Origin of the sequence: Enterobacter sp. MGH 24 (assembly GCF_000493015.1) — a bacterium.
In the GTDB taxonomy this organism is placed as follows: domain Bacteria; phylum Pseudomonadota; class Gammaproteobacteria; order Enterobacterales; family Enterobacteriaceae; genus Enterobacter.
Genome location: NZ_KI535657.1, coordinates 3,642,869 through 3,660,202 on the forward strand (window position 1 = coordinate 3,642,869; position 17,334 = coordinate 3,660,202).

The window sequence follows — 17,334 nt, forward strand, 5'->3', positions numbered from 1 at the left end:
CGAGAGTTTATCAGGGCGTGTACTGCCCTTTAACGCTATGACAGAACAACAAAAATTAACCTTCCCGATGCTCCTGCAACAGCTTGATTCTCTGACGCTGCGCGATAAACAGCGCTTTGCGCGCCGTCTGCACGGCGTCAAGAAGGTTAAAAATCCTGATGCACAACAGGCCATTTACCAGGAGATGGCGAAAGAGATTGAACAGGCGGCAGGGAAGGTTGTGCTGCGCGAAGCTGCACGTCCGGCGATTACCTACCCGGAAAACCTGCCCGTCAGCCAGAAAAAACAGGACATCCTCGAGGCCGTACGCGACCACCAGGTGGTGATTGTTGCGGGGGAAACCGGCTCGGGGAAAACCACCCAGCTGCCGAAGATCTGTATGGAGCTGGGACGCGGTCTAAAAGGGCTGATTGGCCACACCCAGCCGCGTCGACTGGCGGCGCGCACCGTGGCGAACCGTATTGCCGAAGAGCTGCAGACGGAGCCGGGCGGCTGCATCGGTTACAAGGTGCGATTCAGCGACCACGTTAGCGATAACACCATGGTCAAGCTGATGACGGACGGTATTCTGCTGGCGGAAATTCAGCAGGATCGCCTGCTGATGCAGTACGACACCATCATCATTGACGAAGCGCACGAGCGCAGCCTGAACATCGACTTCCTGCTCGGCTACCTGAAAGAGCTGCTGCCGCGTCGCCCGGATCTGAAAATCATCATCACCTCCGCAACCATCGACCCGGAGCGCTTCTCGAAGCATTTCAACAATGCGCCGATTATCGAGGTGTCAGGTCGCACGTACCCGGTGGAAGTGCGCTATCGCCCGATTGTGGAAGAGGCGGATGATACCGAGCGCGACCAGCTGCAGGCCATTTTTGATGCCGTTGACGAGCTGGGCAACGAAAGCGCGGGCGACATTCTGATCTTCATGAGCGGCGAGCGCGAAATCCGCGATACCGCCGATGCGCTCAGCAAGCGCGACCTGCGCCACACCGAGATCCTGCCGCTGTATGCCCGCCTGTCCAACAGCGAACAGAACCGCGTGTTCCAGCCGCACGGCGGACGACGTATCGTTCTGGCAACCAACGTGGCGGAAACCTCGCTGACCGTGCCGGGCATCAAATACGTGATTGATCCGGGCACGGCGCGCATCAGCCGCTACAGCTACCGCACGAAGGTCCAGCGGCTGCCGATTGAGCCGGTCTCCCAGGCGTCCGCCAACCAGCGTAAAGGCCGCTGCGGCCGCGTGTCGGAAGGGATCTGTATTCGCCTCTATTCCGAAGATGATTTCCTGTCGCGCCCGGAGTTTACCGACCCGGAAATTCTGCGCACCAACCTGGCGTCCGTTATCCTGCAGATGACCGCGCTGGGGCTGGGCGACATCGCGGCGTTCCCGTTCGTCGAAGCGCCGGACAAACGCAACATTCAGGACGGCGTGCGTCTGCTGGAAGAGCTCGGGGCGATTACCACCGACGAGCAGGCGACGGTCTACACGCTGACGCCGCTGGGCCGCCAGCTCAGCCAGCTGCCGGTGGATCCGCGCCTGGCGCGCATGGTGCTGGAAGCGCAAAAGCACGGCTGCGTGCGCGAGGCGATGATCATTACCTCGGCGCTCTCCATTCAGGATCCGCGCGAGCGTCCGATGGACAAACAGCAGGCGTCTGACGAAAAGCACCGCCGCTTCCACGACAAAGAGTCCGATTTCCTCGCCTTCGTGAACCTGTGGAACTATCTCGGCGAGCAGCAGAAAGCGCTCTCCTCGAACCAGTTCCGCCGCCAGTGCCGCGTGGATTTCCTCAACTACCTGCGCGTGCGCGAGTGGCAGGACATCTACACCCAGCTGCGCCAGGTGGTGAAAGAGCTGGGCATTCCGGTTAACAGCGAACCGGCGGAGTACCGCGAAATTCATATCGCGCTGCTGACCGGCCTGCTGTCCCACATTGGGATGAAGGACGCCGAAAAGCAGGAGTATACCGGCGCGCGCAACGCCCGTTTCTCCATCTTCCCGGGTTCCGGCCTGTTCAAGAAGCCGCCGAAGTGGACCATGGTCGCGGAGCTGGTGGAAACCAGCCGCCTGTGGGGGCGCATTGCCGCACGTATCGATCCGGAATGGGTTGAGCCGGTAGCGCAGCATCTGCTGAAGCGCTCGTACAGCGAGCCGCACTGGGAACGCGCGCAGGGCGCGGTGATGGCGACCGAGAAAGTGACGGTTTACGGCCTGCCGGTGGTGGCCGCGCGTAAGGTGAACTATAGCCAGATCGATCCGGCGCTGAGCCGCGAGCTGTTTATCCGTCACGCGCTGGTGGAGGGTGACTGGCAGACGCGCCATGCCTTCTTCCGCGAAAACCTGAAGCTGCGCGCCGAAGTAGAGGAGCTTGAGCACAAGTCCCGCCGCCGCGACATTCTGGTGGACGACGAGGCGCTGTTTGAGTTTTACGACCAGCGCATCAGCCACGATGTTATCTCCGCCCGCCACTTCGACAGCTGGTGGAAGAAGGCCAGCAAAGAGACGCCGGACCTGCTCAACTTTGAAAAGAGCATGCTGATTAAGGAAGGGGCGGAGTCGGTCAGCAAGCTCGACTACCCGAACTTCTGGCATCAGGGCAACCTCAAGCTGCGGTTGACCTATCAGTTTGAGCCGGGGACTGACGCGGACGGCGTGACCGTTCATATTCCGCTGCCGTTGCTAAACCAGGTTGACGAGAGCGGGTTTGAATGGCAAATCCCCGGTCTTCGCCGTGAGCTGGTGATTGCGCTGATCAAATCCTTGCCTAAGCCGGTGCGCCGTAACTTTGTGCCTGCGCCGAACTACGCGGAAGCGTTTTTAGGCCGCGTCACGCCGCTGGAGCTGCCGCTGCTGGACGCGCTTGAGCGCGAGTTCCGACGCATGACCGGCACCACCATCGACCGCGACGACTGGAACTGGGATCAGGTGCCCGATCACCTGAAAATCAGCTTCCGCGTGGTGAACGATAAAAACAAAAAGCTGCTGGAAGGACGTTCCCTGAGCGAGCTGAAAGAGGCGCTGAAAGGCAAAGTTCAGGAGACGCTGTCTGCGGTGGCGGACGACGGTATCGAGCAGAGCGGGCTTCATATCTGGAGCTTTGGTCAGCTTCCGGAAAGCTACGAACAGAAGCGCGGTAACTATAAGGTCAAAGCCTGGCCTGCGCTGGTGGACGAGCGCGACAGCGTGGCAATCAAACTGTTTGATAACCCGCAGGAACAGCAGCAGATGATGTGGCGCGGGCTGCGTCGCCTGCTGCTGCTCAACATCCCGTCGCCGATTAAGTATCTGCACGAGAAGCTGCCGAACAAGGCCAAGCTGGGGCTGTACTTTAACCCGTACGGCAAGGTGCTGGATCTGATCGACGACTGCATCTCCTGTGGCGTGGACAAGCTGATCCACGATGCGGGCGGTCCGGTCTGGACGGAAGAGGGCTTTGCTCAGCTGCATGAAAAGGTGCGCGCGGAGCTGAACGACACCGTGGTGGAGATTGCCAAACAGGTCGAGCAGATCCTCACCGCCGTGTTCAATATCAACAAGCGCCTTAAGGGGCGCGTGGATATGACCATGGCGCTGGGTCTGTCGGACGTGAAGGCGCAGATGGCGGGGCTGGTGTATCGTGGCTTCGTCACCGGCAACGGCTTTAAGCGTCTGGGCGATACGCTGCGCTATCTGCAGGCGATTGAAAAACGGCTGGAGAAAATGGCCATCGACCCGCACCGCGATCGCGCGCAGATGCTGAAAGTGGAGAGCGTGCAGCAGGCGTGGCAGCAGTGGCTGAACAAGCTGCCGCCGGCGCGCCGCGATGATGAAGACGTGCAGGCGATCCGTTGGATGATCGAGGAGCTGCGCGTCAGCTTCTTTGCCCAGCAGCTCGGTACGCCGTATCCCATTTCGGATAAGCGCATCCTGCAGGCGATGGAGCAGATTTCCGGTTAAAACACTTGCCCGGTGGCGCTGCGCTTACCGGGCCTACGGGAGAACGGGTAGGCCGGGTAAGGCGTAGCCGCCACCCGGCTGGTTATCGTTCTACAATCGCCAGCGTAAACCCATCCCATCCTTTAACCCCCACCGTTTGCAGCGCGGTGGCGGTTAAGCGCGGGTTATCCCCCATCATCTCAATAAAACGCCGCACGCCCAGCACGCGCGCGTCGTCGCTTTGCCCGTTAATCACTTCGCCGTCACGCACCACGTTATCGCCGATAATCACCGTGCCGGGGCGGGAGTAGTGCAGCGCCCACTCCAGATAGCCGGGGTTGTTTGGCTTATCCGCATCGATGAAGATCAGATCGAACGGCGGAACCTCGCCGAAATTCTCCAGCGAGCTCAGCGCCGGGCCTTCAATTAATTCAATGCGATCGTTAAGACCGGCGAGGTGAATATTCTGGCGGGCAACATCGGCATGCGTCGGGTCAGCCTCGAGCGTAACCAGCTTTCCGTCCGGCGGCAGGGCGCGCGCCATCCAGATTGAGCTATAGGCACCCAGCGTCCCGATCTCAAGAATGCGTCGTGCCTGCGTCATGCGCACGAACAGCGCCAGCAGCTGCCCCTGATTGGCCGCCACGTCGTGTTCGGGGAGCCCGGCGCGCTTGTTGTTTTCCAGTACCTGACTCAGTACGTCATCTTCAGGAATAAGCGAAGAAATCATGTAATTATCTACTGCAGACCATTTTTGTTGCATAGATTGACTCCTTGGGAGGGATTGCCGGGTGGCGGCTACGCCTTGCCCGGCCTACGGGGTGAAATGTAGGCCCGGTAAGCGAAGCGCCACCGGGCAGGTTTTCAGGCACTGGCCCAGCCGCCGCCCAGCGCCCTGTACAAATCGATCTGTGCCAGCAGCAGACTATTTTTTACCTGCACGACGCTGGTCTGAACCGAGTACAGCGTGCGCTGCGCGTCCAGCACGTCCAGATAAGAGGAGTAGCCGTTGCGATTACGATTCTGCGCAATGCGCAGCGTCTCCTGCGCTACATTCTGCTGGGCAAGCAGCTCCGTTAGCTGTTCCTGATAGCGCGTAATCGCATCAAGGCTGTTGTTCACTTCGGCAAACGCGTTACGCACGGTTTTTTCATAGGCGTACAGCGCCTGGTTTCGCTGGGACTGGGAAATGTCCACCTGCGCATTCAGCGCCTGGCGGTTCAGCAGCGGGGCAAGAATACTGCCCCCGACGCTCCAGAGCTGAAGCGGGTTGTCCAGCAGGCCTGAAAGGGTGCGATCCTGGACCGATCCGGTTGCGGTCAGGTTGATCGACGGCAGCAGGCTGGCGCGTGACGCGGCAAGCGAGGCGTCCGCCGCAACCAGCAGTCGTTCAGCCTGAACGATATCCGGCCGACGATTCAGAAGCGAAGAAGGCAGCTGTGACGGCAGCGACAGCGGCGTCAGTGCCGCGAAGCTTTCGCTGCGCGCTACCGCGCCGGGATTGCTTCCCAGCAGCAGGCTCAGGGCGTTCTCCTGCTGTGCAATCTGGTGTTGCAGCACCGGGACCTGCGCCCGCGTTGAGCGCAGTTCGGAATCCGACTGCATCAGCTCCAGACGCGAGCTGTAGCCCGTCTCAAACTGACGTTTCGCGAGGTTAAATGCCTCTTCGCGCGATTTCAGCGTGGATTCGGTCACGCGCAGCTGTTCGTCAAGCGAGAGCAGGGTGACATACCCGGATGCCACGGACGACGCGACGGTCAAATCCGCGGCGGCAGCGGCGGCTTTTTGCGCCTCCAGCGAGGCCTCGGCAGCATTGGCCGTGCTGCGGTTGACGCCCCAGATATCAACGTCATAGCTCGCCGTCAGGCTTCCTCTGTAGAGCGTGCCGTAGACCGGCAGCCCGGTCGCGGCGGATTGCGAACGGGCGCGCGTCCCGGTTACGCCCGCGTCAAGCGACGGAAACAGGCTGCCGTCGGCCGCAAAGACCCGCGCCTGATACTCGTTAATTCGTTCGCGGGCGTTCAGCACGTCGCTGTTGTTCTTCAGCGCCCGATCCACATAGCGGTTGAGGTTGTTGTCATGGAAATTGCGCCACCAGAGCTGCTCCGCCGGGCTGGCAGGGCCGGCGTCAGCACGCCACTGGGCGGGAATTTGCAGCGTCGGCTGCGTCGGTTTGACGTCGACGGACTGGCATCCGGCGAGCATGACCGCCAGCACCAGACCGGCTATCGGGCGAAGGATCATGGCTTCGCCTCCCGCGTATCAATGGTCACCTGCACCGACATGCCCGGACGCAGCAGGGCGGACTCTTCAGGCTTGCCGAGCACCTCGATGCGCACCGGAATACGCTGGGCGATTTTGACAAAATTGCCGGTGGCGTTGTCCGGCGTGATGGCGCTGAATTCAACCCCGGTTGCCGGCGAAATACTCTCCACGCGGCCCTGATACGCTTTGTCGTTCAGGGCATCGACGGTGAATTTGACAGGCTGACCGACGCGCAGCTCCGCAAGCTGGGTTTCTTTAATATTGGCAATAACCCAGTGCTGAGGTGGCACAAGGGTAGTGAGATGGGTCCCGGCGGTGACATACGCCCCGAGACGCACGGCAATCTGGCCGAGCTGACCGTCTCGCGGGGCCACAATACGCGTGTTTTGCAGGTCAATCTGCGCCAGCTCCAGCGCCGCTTTCGCGTTTTCGACATCCGCCTCCAGCGCACCGCGATTGACAATCACCGTCTGCAGGTCCTGACGCGACATCTCAAGCGTGGCTTTGGCCTGGTCGATATCGGCGCTGCCCTGGGCGGCGCTGGCCAGCGCCGCGTCGCGTTCGCGTACGGAAAGCGAACCGTCCGCCGCCAGATCCTTCACCCGCTTTAAATCCGCCTGCGTTTTCAGGCTCTGGGCGCGGGCATTTTTCAGCGCCGCGTCGTTTTTAGCGATCGTTGCTTCGGCGCTTTTACGCTGCTGCAGGTTGTTATTGAGCGCGGCAATTTTCATCGCCAGCTGTGCCTCGGCCTGATGCACGCGCTGACGATAGATGCGGTCATCAATCTGCAGCAGCAGGTCGCCTTTTTTAACCTGCATAAAGTCCTGAACCTTCACCTCAGTGATATAGCCATTCACCTGGGGGCTGATAAACGTCGTCTGACCGCGCACGTAGGCGTTGTCGGTAAACTGCGTGTGGCGGGTGAACGGCGGCAGCTGCCACGCATAAAGGATCACCAGTACGCCGACAATACCGATGGCAGCGGCGGTGAAAACGGAAACAATGCGCACATTTTTGCGGGTGTTGGCCTGCTCTTTGGCGGCATCCTGCTGACTCATAAACTCTCCAGAACTATTTCAATTATTTGTTGCCGGTGGCGTTCTTAAGCGCCATGCGGGCAGTGATGCGCAGGCGCAACAGGCGCCATAAAATCCAGACCAGCGTGGCGGCAGCAATGCTCGCCGTCAGCAGATAAGTATCGTTGTAAGCCAGAATGTTCGCCTCCAGCGTGGTGACCGTTTGCAGCTGCGTTATCGCCTGCGTTCCCAGCAGCGAACTGTCGCCAATCAGGCTTCGGTACATCTGGGTGTAAATCTGGATACGCTCGTTGACCAGCGGATTGAGCGTGGTGAGCTGGTCCGCCAGCAGGCTGGAGTGGTACTTCTCGCGCCAGGTCTGGAAGGTCCCGAGGATCGCGGATCCCAGCAGGCCGCCGAGGTTCTGGCTCATGCCAAACATCACCGAGAAGCTGACCAGATTGCGCGGGTCAGCGATCACCCCGCCAATGGCGGCCAGCATGGCGGGTGCCAGGAAGAAGGCGCTGCCGAAGCCCAGCAGGAACTGGCTTAGCATCAGCTGATCCGGCCGGGTCAGGTTGTTTGACTGGCTGTCCAGCAGGGAGGCGATAATCATCAGCGCCAGAGAGGTGATGATGGGCCACGCCAGTTTGGTGGGCTTGATGGTCAGACAGCTGGTGACAATCCCGCAGACGATCCCGGCGAAAATGGACCACGCCAGGTGGGTCATCTGCTCATTCTGTAACCCCACGTACTGCAGCCAGCCGATGACGCCGGTGTTTTGCTCTGCCAGCACGATACGGATCAGCAGCATAATCAGCCCCAGACGGACGATGCTGCCGCTCGACAGCCAGCGGGTGTTCAGCAGCGGGTTAGTGCGGTTATGTTCAAAGACTATGGCAGACACAATCAGCACCAGCGATAGCGCCAGCGACCAGCCGATCCACGGCGCCTCGAACCACCAGTCAAGACGGCCCAGGGAAAGTACGGCGCAGAGCAGGGCCATTCCGGGGGCCATTAAAAAGAAGGTGATGAAGTCTTTTTTCTCAAAGACCTTGCGCCTGTCGCCCGGCGGCAGTTTTAAGGCGATTACGCAGGCGAGGGAGATCAGCGCCAGACCCAGCTCGAAGAAATAGAGTCCGCGCCATTCGTCAAGCTGCAGCAGTTCGGTCGAAAACAGGCGGGCAAGTGGGATTGCGAGTGACGACCCGGTAATCCCGATGGTGAGCGCCTTCAGGCGGTGCTTCGCAGGCCAGGCCTGGATCTGATAGTAAATCCCCAGCGAGCTTAGCGCGGCGGCCACCATCCCATGCGCGGCGCGAACCATCAGCGCCGAGCTGAGATCGTTCACAAACAGATGGAAGAAGGTGACCAGCACGTACAGCACCAAAAAACCTTCGGTGAAGGCGTGCAGACCGTACTGCTGGCGGAACTTGACCAGCAGCAGGTTGATAGAGATGTTGGTCATCACGTAGACCGCGGGCAGCCAGGCGATTTCGGTCGACCAGGCCCCGAAGGTCCCCTGCAGGTTTTGCAGATTGGCGGTCACCACCGCATTTCCCAGCGCGCCCGTCAGGCACACCAGCAGGCCAACGACGCCGTAGGCAATACGTTTTGGGGTAGTGTGCTCGGGTGTGGAAGGCGAACCCAGCAGGGCGGGTTTCTCATGTGGCTGCCACTCGCGAGGAGCATAAGGGTCGCGTTCGGGCAGGCGCATAACGTCGTTTACCTTAGAAATAATTGAATAATTAGCGGGCTAGCGATTCTACGTCTGCCGCAAATGATAATTCAAGTGAATATGATTTACGCATGTTAATCAAATGTAGAAGGGAAGTTTAAGGAAAAAGAGCGGCCCGAAAATCGGGCCGACAACGATCAGAGATGTTCGGGCTGTGCCTGCAGAAGGGTCGTTCGCTTAACGCGGCTGGCGCAGAAAATCGCGATTAGGGAAATGGCTACCGTGACGGCAAGATACCAGGCCACCGGAACCCAGTCGCCGTCATATTTCGCCAGCAGTCCGGTGGCAATCAGCGGCGCGGTACCGCCTGCCAGCGCGGCACCCAGCTGATAACCGAGCGTAATGCCGGTGTAGCGTACGTTTGCACTAAAAATTTCAGAGCACAGCGTGCCGAGTACCGCCGTTACAGGTGCCCACAGCACGCCAAAGGCGATGACCGTCGCAAGCACAATGCCCCAGGTTGTTCCGGTATTGAGCAGCATAAACCACGGCACGATAAACAAACCCAGGATGAAGACGCTCGCGGCATACATGCGTTGACGGCCAATTTTATCCGAGAGTAGCCCCATTAACGGGATCATCACCGTGGCCACCAGGGCTCCCAGCGTCACGGCTTCCAGCGCCTGGGATTTTTGATACGTCAGCGTCGTGGTGGCATAACTCACGACGAACGTCGAGAAGATATAGAACGGCGCGGTTTCTACCACCTTCAGACCGGCGGCAATAAGCACTTCGCGCCAGTGATGTTTCAGGGTATCGCGCAGAGGCGCTTTCGCCACCTGGCCCGATTGTTTTACCTTCTTGAAATCAGGCGTCTCGTCGATGTCCTTACGGATCCACAGCCCGAGCAAGACCAGAACCGAGCTCAGCAGGAACGGAATGCGCCAGCCCCAGGAGAGGAAATCTTCCTCGCTGAACAGCGTCATCAGCGAGACGATAAAGGTCGCCATCAGCATGCCGATGGTGACGCCCGCCTGCGGAATGCTGCCGAAGAAGCCTTTACGTTTTTCGGGCGCGTATTCATAGGCCAGCAACAGCGCGCCGCCCCATTCACCGCCGATGCCCATCCCCTGAATGATACGCATCAGAATAAGCAGAGCGGGCGCCCACAGCCCAATCATCTCATACGTGGGCAGCAGGCCAATCATAACGGTTGCACCTCCCATCAAAGAGAGGGTCAGTACGAGCGTTTTTTTACGGCCGATGCGGTCGCCGATATGGGCGAAAAGTACCCCGCCAATGGGGCGAATAAAAAAGGTTAATGAGAAAGAGAGATACGAGAGAATGAGTCCGATCACCGGGTCGACCATCGGGAAAAAGATCTTATTAAAAACCAGCGCGGCCGCCGTACCGTAGAGAAAATAGTCAAACCATTCAATGGCGCTTCCGGTAAGGCTGGCGATTAACACCTTCTTATTTTTTCGTAATACCGTCGTCGTACTTTCATGCTCTGTCATGACCTGAAACCCCGCTACGTTGATATTGAGAGAGGTGCCACCTGGCGCGCTTCAGGTGCAACCCGTGATGATAAAAAAGGTTGTGAAATTGTTAAGCAACTTAGGGTTGGATGTTGTGTTTGGCAAGCGCAGGGGGGATAAAACTGGTCAGATCACGGTGAAATAAGCAGCGCTGGGTGCTTTGTCATGACGCCTGCACAATACAATGTTTTGTTAGGCTGGAAATCAAAAGCATAATAGGCAGGTGCAACCCGATGATTTTTGGATGTTTCTGGTTATTTCAGAAAAATGATAAATTCGGCGATTCAACAACGTGAGGAGTTCATCATGGTTCAGCCCCATTTTCCCCTTCTGGCGGTTGCCACGCTGGCGGCCATTAATACTGTCGGCGTATGGCTGGCGCAGGACGAACTGAGCGCGACGCGTCAGGCTCCGGAGATTGATGCGGTGATTCTCGCTGGAAACGCGGTGATCCCGACCATTGAGGCTGCCTGCCGAATAGCCGCGCAGAGAGACGTTCCGCTCCTGATTAGCGGCGGTATTGGCCATTCAACCGCGTTTTTATATGCTGCCATCGGCAGTCATCCGCGTTATCACACCTTACAGGTCGAAGGGCGGGCCGAAGCGAGCATTCTCGCCGACATTGCGCGGGATTTCTGGCAGATCCCCGAGGCGCGTCTGTGGATTGAAGATCGCTCCACCAACTGCGGTGAAAACGCGCGCTTTAGCTGGAATATGCTGAAACAGCATCAGCGAGCAACCGGGCGGGTGCTGGTGGTGCAGGATCCGACGATGCAGCGCCGTACGATGGCGACGTTTGCCCGCGTTTGCCAGGATGAACCCGCGTCACCGCAGTGGATAAGCCATCCCGGGTTTACGCCGATACTGCATAACGGCAACGAGGGCGTGGAGTTTAGCGCGGGCAATAGCGGACTGTGGCCCGTTGACCGCTACCTGTCACTGGTTCTGGGGGAACTGCCGCGGCTGTATGATGACGTTAACGGCTACGGCCCGGTCGGGCGCGATTTTATCGCGCACGTCGACTTTCCTGAGGCGGTGATTGCCGCGTGGAAACAGCTGCAGCAGGATCCGGTTCTCAAGGGGGCACGCAAAATAATCTAAGCACGGAACCATTCCCTCGCCCCATTGGGGAGAGGGTCAGGGAAATCACAGCGCAGCAAACTTATCCAGCGTCCGCACCAGCTGCGTCACAAAACCGTACTCGTTGTCATACCACGCGACGGCTTTCACCAGCTGCAGCTCTCCCGCTTCTGACACCTCCGTCTGCGTGGCGTCAAACACCGAACCATAGTGCGAGCCAATCACATCGGACGACACAATCTCTTCGTCGGTATACCCGAACGACTTATTACCCTGCGTCGCCTTTTTCAGCGCGGCGTTGATTTCCTCAACGGTTACTTTCTTGCCGAGAATCGCCACCAGCTCGGTTACCGAACCCGTTTTAACCGGCACGCGCTGCGCGTGGCCCTTCAGCTTGCCGCTGAGTGCGGGGATCACCAGACCAATGGCTTTGGCGGCACCGGTGGTATGGGGAATAATATTCTCTGCCGCCGCCCGTGAGGCGCGAAGGTCTTTCCCGCGCGGGCCATCTACCAGCGCCTGCGTACCGGTATAGGCGTGAATGGTGGTCATGGTGCCCACCTTGATTTCAAACGCATCGTTCAGGGCCTTCGCCAGCGGGGCGAGGCAGTTGGTGGTGCAGGATGCGACGGAAATAATGGTATCACCGGCGTCAATGGTGTCGTCATTCACGCTGTAGACGATGGTTTTCATGTCACCCGCAGGGGCTGAGATCAGCACTTTCTTCGCGCCAGCGTCCAGGTGCGCCTGTGATTTCTCTTCAGAGGTATAAAAACCGGTGCACTCGACGACGATATCCACACCTGCGGTTTTCCACGGAATGTGCTTCGCCTCTTTTTCGGCGTACACCGCAATGGTTTTACCGTCAACAATTAGCGCATCCTCGGTGAAATCCACGCTCCACGGGAAGCCACCGTAGTTGGAATCATGCCTGAGCAGATAGGCCAGCACTTTCGGGGAGGTGAGGTCGTTGATGGCGACGACGGTATTACTGTCCTGGGTTTCAAGAAGGCGACGAAGTACAAGGCGTCCAATACGTCCAAAACCGTTAATGCCAATTTTACTCATGGTGTTCTCCTGTAAACGTGTCGATGCGACAGTTTGAACTCATCCAGGCTTAGACCATCACGGGCAGGGCGGCAATTGAAGATGCTTCATGCGGGAGGAAGTATTTGAAAAACCATACAGAAAAGTTAATGAATTTTTAAGGAAAGGGGATTATGTTGGCGCGATAACTGTTTTTAATCGGGAAATGACATGCGCACTAAATATACAAGCCTGCAAATCGGCATCCACTGGCTGGTGTTTCTGTTAATCATCGTCGCCTACTGCGCCATGGAGTTCAAAGGCTTCTTCCCGCGCACCGCGCGCCCGGCGATCAATATGATCCACGTCTCGTGCGGTATCAGTATCCTGGTGCTGATGGTGACGCGTCTGCTGGTTCGCCTGAAATTCCGCGCGCCCCCGATTCAGCCGAAGCCAAAAGCAATGGTGACGGGGCTGTCTCATCTGGGGCATCTGGTGGTGTATCTGCTGTTTATTGCGCTGCCGCTGATTGGCATTGTGATGATGTATAACCGGGGCAGCGACTGGTTTGCGTTTGGCATGGTGATGCCGCATGCGGCGGAGTCAAATTTTGACCTGGTTGATGTGCTGAAAGAATGGCACGAGACGCTGGCGAACCTGGGCTATTTTGTCATTGGCCTGCACGCGGTGGCGGCACTGATGCATCACTATTTCTGGAAAGATAATACCCTTCTGCGCATGATGCCGAAAAAGCGTCAGTAATCTTTAACTCTTGACTACAAACGGCTCTGAATCGTAGGCCGGGTAAGCGCTAGCGCCACCCGGCTTATTTTTTTAACCCAGCAGCGCACGCTCTTCAGCCGTTAATGCCAGCGGCTGCGTTGACCCCGTCTCCGACGACGTCACCGCCGCTTCCAGCACGGCCATGACCGCCAGTGCCTCAACAGGGTGGACAGGGTTGGCGATTTTCCCGAGCAGCGCATCCCGTACGTTGACGTAATACTGGCGCTGATCGCCTTTCGGGGTAGGGATCGTCTGCGGCGCGCCGTCGGCCCCAAAGAAGACCATGCTGTCGCTGTCTTCGCCCCAGGTTTCACTGCCGGGAATCACCCCTGAGAGCAACTGCGCTTCCTGCTGATCGATTCTGGCTTTCACCACGCTGCCCTTGTCCCCGTGGACGGTAAAGCGCGCCGTACCGCCAGCCACCAGCATGCTGGCGTGCAGAACAACCTTGTGCTCCGGGTAGTTTAAGACCACGTGCGCCCAGTCGTTTATTTCTGCACCGTCGCGCAGCGTCGCGATATTCCCCTGAACCGACTGCGGCAGGCCAAAGAGCTGCAGCGTCTGGTCAATCAGGTGGGGGCCCAGGTCAAACCACAGTCCGCTCCCGGGGACGTTCTGCTCGCGCCAGCGCACGCGCACTTCCGGGCGGAAGCGGTCGATATGCGATTCCAGGTGTTTAACCTTGCCGAGCGTGCCTTGCTCAATAACCTGCTTAATGCCGAGGAAATCACTGTCCCAGCGGCGGTTGTGGAAGACGGAGAGCAGAAGCTGCTTTTCATCCGCCAGCGCAATCAGGTCGCGAGCTTCCTGCATATCGAGGGTAAAAGGCTTATCCACCACCACGTGTTTACCCGCGTTCAGGGCCAGCGTCGCCAGCGGGGCGTGCGTGGCGTTGGGGGAGGCAATCACCACCAGATCGATATCAGGATGCTGAATGGCCTCTTCCGGTGTCGCGACTACCTGTACATCCGGCAGATCGCGTTTAACCTTCTCTTCATCACGAGAAGAGACCACGGCCAGCTTAATCCCGTCCACCGACTGGATCAGCGGGGCATGGAAGGTTTTGCCGACAAATCCATACCCGATCAGCGCAATGTTAATTGTTTGAACGTTACTCATGACCTTCTCCACGTTAATTCGCGCATACCGTGACCTGCAATGCGCTATGGTCCCCAAGCTCAGGCCAGGGACGATCTAAAAAGAGTTGTTGAATGCTGGATAACCCGGAAACCAGATACGGCTCGCAGCGGTTAATTTTCAGGTGATCGGCAACAATCCAGTGCGCGTGACTTGCGTCGAGCATCGCGCGTTTCACCTCGGCATCCGCTTCTTTACCGGCGCTCAAACCGAGTTCAGCATGAATGGCGCACGCCCCAAGAATGGCGATATCTGCCCGATAACGCGACAGCAAAGACAGCGTGGCGCTGCCGGCAAACAGCCGCTGCTTAGGGTCCCATTTCCCGCCTAGCAGGATCAGCTCAACGTCTTCCCGGTCGCTAAAATGTTGCGCGATATCCAGCGAGGGGGTAATGACGGTAAGCGGCCCCTGAAGAAAGGTGGCGACCGCCATCACCGTGCTTCCGGCATCCAGAAACAGGGTGGAGCCCGGCGGAACCTGCTGTGCGACCTCTTTACCCAGACGCTGTTTAGTCTCCGGCAGTAGCGTATTGCGGCCCTGACGGTTCATGGCGGAGAGGTTAAGCGCGATGGCTCCGCCGTGGTTCTTCTGCGCAAGGCCCTGCTTTTCCAGGTCGGTCAGATCCCGACGGATGGTATCTGCCGAAACCTTCAGCTTCTCAGCCAGGTCGGTGATGCTGGCCTGGCCTTGCTCACTGAGAAGATCCAGGACGTAGCGTTGACGAGCGGTTTTGTGCATGGGCGTACGTTCCTGCAAAATGTCGCAATAGTTTGCATAATACAGCATTTTGACGCAGAGAGAAGGGGAATGTCGTCAGAATAATGTGCAGCAGCGTGATGATTCAGATGGGTGATTATTAAGATTTTATTAAGCAGGTATAAGCAAGCCGTTTTGAATGTTAATCACAATGTTATTGTTATGTTTTATTTAACGATTTGGGTTATGTAACCAGTGTATCGTCATTGTATGGTGTCAAATGCTGTTTAATTTAAATTATTCAGGTTTTAATTGCTTTAATTAGTTTTTTAATGGTTTTTAATTTTAAATATACCTCTTAGGCTACGTAAATTGACACTTCTTTGAAAATCTTTGTGTCTGACCCGAGCTGAAATTAACGCAAAAATGTGCATAGAAAGAATTAAGAATTTTCCTTAGATAACAGGGGGTTTATATGTTTCATTTGAAAGGATACTTTAAGACTTTTGTCCAGAAACCCCATATTTTTTCTTACTTGTAACACCACATTAACATTGTGGCTGTAGTGGGCTATACCACATTTTGTTATGCTGCTAACCAGTTTAAGAAATAAGTAAATTCTTAATTGAAATAAGGCACAAGCAGATCTCATCTCCAACGGAAATGGGTATGGGAAGTATTACCTAAAATCCAGCACGGTAGCTAAATAAGATATTTGTCTAATTATCTATACCTCTTTTTGGGTATTTGCTTGAGTATCACTCAGAGTCAGGGAGATAACATGACGATATTACGAAAGCCTATGTTATGCCGATTTACAGCAGCGCTGGCATTCATTTCATTAGCCATAAATACGGCGTACGGCAATAGTAATCAGGTGGGTATTGCCCCGGTGGCAACCACAACCTTAAAAGAAAGTATTCTTTTTGCTATCGATCGCGATCCGTCAATTAGTCAGCAGGCCGCGCAATTAGGTATTGGTCAGGCACAAATAGATGAGGCGCGCAGCGGCTGGATGCCGCAAATATCGCTGAACGGGAGTACAGGGCACAGCCAGACCACCGATTCCAGCGGGTCGCTGAAGAATTCAGCCGCATGGGGGCTGAGCCTGACGCAGCTGCTGTACGATTTTGGCAAGACCAATAACAGCATCAGCCAGTCTTCCGCCCAGCGCGATAGCTACCGCTATCAGCTGATGGGCACGCTTTCCGATGTGGCGGAAAAAACGGCGCTGAGCTATGTAGAGGTCAAACGCTATTCCGACCTGCTGCAGGCGGCAATAGATAATGTGCAGGCGCTCAAAAACGTCGAACAGCTGGCAAAGCTGCGCGCAGACGCGGGCGTGAGTTCCACCTCCGATGAGCTCCAGACCCGCACGCGTATTGCCGGCATGCAGGCAACGGTCGCGCAGTATAACGCCGCTTTAAACAGCGCGCGCGCAAGGCTGGCGGTATTAACCGGGATGCAGGCAGAAGCTTACTCGCCGGTACCTGAGAACCTCGCGGTAGAGCCAGATTCGCTCAACCGTATTGATTATTCGTTAATACCGGCGGTGATGGCCGCGCAGAACATGGAACGTTCTGCTCAGTATGGCGTGGAAACGGCGAAGTCCCAGCACTGGCCGACGTTAAGCCTGAAAGGGGGACGTACCCGTTACGAATCGGACAACCGTTCATACTGGGACGACCAGATACAGCTCAATATCGACGCACCGCTGTATCAGGGGGGCGCGGTTTCCGCTCGCGTTCGTCAGGCGGAAGGCGCACGGGCCATGGCCTCCTCTCAGGTCGATCAGGCACGTTTCGATGTACTGCAAAAAGCGTCCGTCGCGCAGGCTGACTGGACCGGCGCACGTGGAAGAATGGAGGCCGGGAAGCAACAGCTGGAAAATGCGCTGCGCGCCCGCGATGTTTATAAAAATGAATACACCCTGAGCAAGCGGAGCATTAACGATTTGCTCAGCGTTGAGCAGGATGTCTGGCAGGCCACTTCAGCGAAAATAATCGCTGAGTATGATGGCTGGAGTTCGGCAATTAATTATGCTTCCGCAGTTGATAATTTAATGCCGCTTATTGGAATAGAGAAAAACGCTGCCGCAAAATTACCCGATTTGAGTTAATAAAAGACGCGCAGTGTTGCGCAAAGTAAGACTGAAAATAATGGGTGTTTTTTCCCAGGGATAGCTACATCCGTCT

The 17,334-nt window shown here is 57.1% G+C and carries 12 protein-coding genes; 4 read left to right on the forward strand and 8 right to left on the reverse strand.

What is annotated here, in order from left to right; genetic code table 11:
* Positions 1-37 precede the first annotated feature (37 nt).
* Positions 38-3,940, forward strand: coding sequence for an ATP-dependent RNA helicase HrpA (gene hrpA, locus L370_RS04775; protein ID WP_023335627.1), 3,903 nt, complete (start codon positions 38-40; stop codon positions 3,938-3,940).
* A gap of 82 nt (positions 3,941-4,022) precedes the next feature.
* Here the strand turns inward: hrpA and L370_RS04770 are convergent, their stop codons facing one another.
* From L370_RS04770 to L370_RS04750, 5 genes are all read right to left on the reverse strand, one after another.
* Complete coding sequence (locus tag L370_RS04770) at positions 4,023-4,682, reverse strand: O-methyltransferase (RefSeq protein WP_023335628.1); 660 nt, start codon at positions 4,680-4,682, stop codon at positions 4,023-4,025.
* Between the two features lie 101 nt (positions 4,683-4,783).
* Positions 4,784-6,163, reverse strand: a complete 1,380-nt coding sequence (locus L370_RS04765; protein ID WP_023335629.1) for an efflux transporter outer membrane subunit — start codon at positions 6,161-6,163, stop codon at positions 4,784-4,786.
* Positions 6,160-7,242: an HlyD family secretion protein gene (locus L370_RS04760; protein WP_023335630.1), complete on the reverse strand. Its 1,083-nt coding sequence runs from the start codon at positions 7,240-7,242 to the stop codon at positions 6,160-6,162. Before L370_RS04760 ends, L370_RS04765 begins: the two co-directional genes overlap by 4 nt.
* Before the next feature lie 22 nt (positions 7,243-7,264).
* Positions 7,265-8,917: an MFS transporter gene (locus L370_RS04755; protein WP_023335631.1), complete on the reverse strand. Its 1,653-nt coding sequence runs from the start codon at positions 8,915-8,917 to the stop codon at positions 7,265-7,267.
* Positions 8,918-9,075: 158 nt separating this feature from the next.
* On the reverse strand, positions 9,076-10,395 hold the full coding sequence (locus tag L370_RS04750) for an MFS transporter (RefSeq protein WP_023335632.1): 1,320 nt from the start codon (positions 10,393-10,395) through the stop codon (positions 9,076-9,078).
* A 327-nt stretch (positions 10,396-10,722) separates the two neighbouring features.
* On the opposite strand from L370_RS04750, the gene L370_RS04745 reads away from it, so the two are divergent.
* Positions 10,723-11,517 (forward strand): YdcF family protein, encoded by a 795-nt coding sequence (locus L370_RS04745; protein ID WP_023335633.1) that lies wholly within the window; start codon positions 10,723-10,725, stop codon positions 11,515-11,517.
* A 45-nt stretch (positions 11,518-11,562) separates the two neighbouring features.
* Here the strand turns inward: L370_RS04745 and gap are convergent, their stop codons facing one another.
* A complete protein-coding gene (gene gap, locus L370_RS04740; protein ID WP_023335634.1) occupies positions 11,563-12,564 on the reverse strand; it encodes a type I glyceraldehyde-3-phosphate dehydrogenase in 1,002 nt (333 codons plus the stop codon).
* Positions 12,565-12,753: 189 nt separating this feature from the next.
* On the opposite strand from gap, the gene cybB reads away from it, so the two are divergent.
* Entirely contained in the window at positions 12,754-13,284 is a 531-nt protein-coding gene (gene cybB, locus L370_RS04735) for a cytochrome b561 (protein ID WP_023335635.1), read from the forward strand.
* Between the two features lie 72 nt (positions 13,285-13,356).
* Here cybB and L370_RS04730 read toward each other — a convergent pair whose 3' ends face one another.
* Together L370_RS04730 and L370_RS04725 are read right to left on the reverse strand one after the other, a co-directional pair.
* A complete protein-coding gene (locus tag L370_RS04730; protein WP_023335636.1) occupies positions 13,357-14,424 on the reverse strand; it encodes an oxidoreductase in 1,068 nt (355 codons plus the stop codon).
* Between the two features lie 13 nt (positions 14,425-14,437).
* On the reverse strand, positions 14,438-15,181 hold the full coding sequence (locus tag L370_RS04725; protein ID WP_023335637.1) for a DeoR/GlpR family DNA-binding transcription regulator: 744 nt from the start codon (positions 15,179-15,181) through the stop codon (positions 14,438-14,440).
* Between the two features lie 739 nt (positions 15,182-15,920).
* On the opposite strand from L370_RS04725, the gene L370_RS04720 reads away from it, so the two are divergent.
* Positions 15,921-17,258: a TolC family outer membrane protein gene (locus L370_RS04720; protein ID WP_023335638.1), complete on the forward strand. Its 1,338-nt coding sequence runs from the start codon at positions 15,921-15,923 to the stop codon at positions 17,256-17,258.
* The last annotated feature ends 76 nt before the right edge of the window (positions 17,259-17,334 follow it).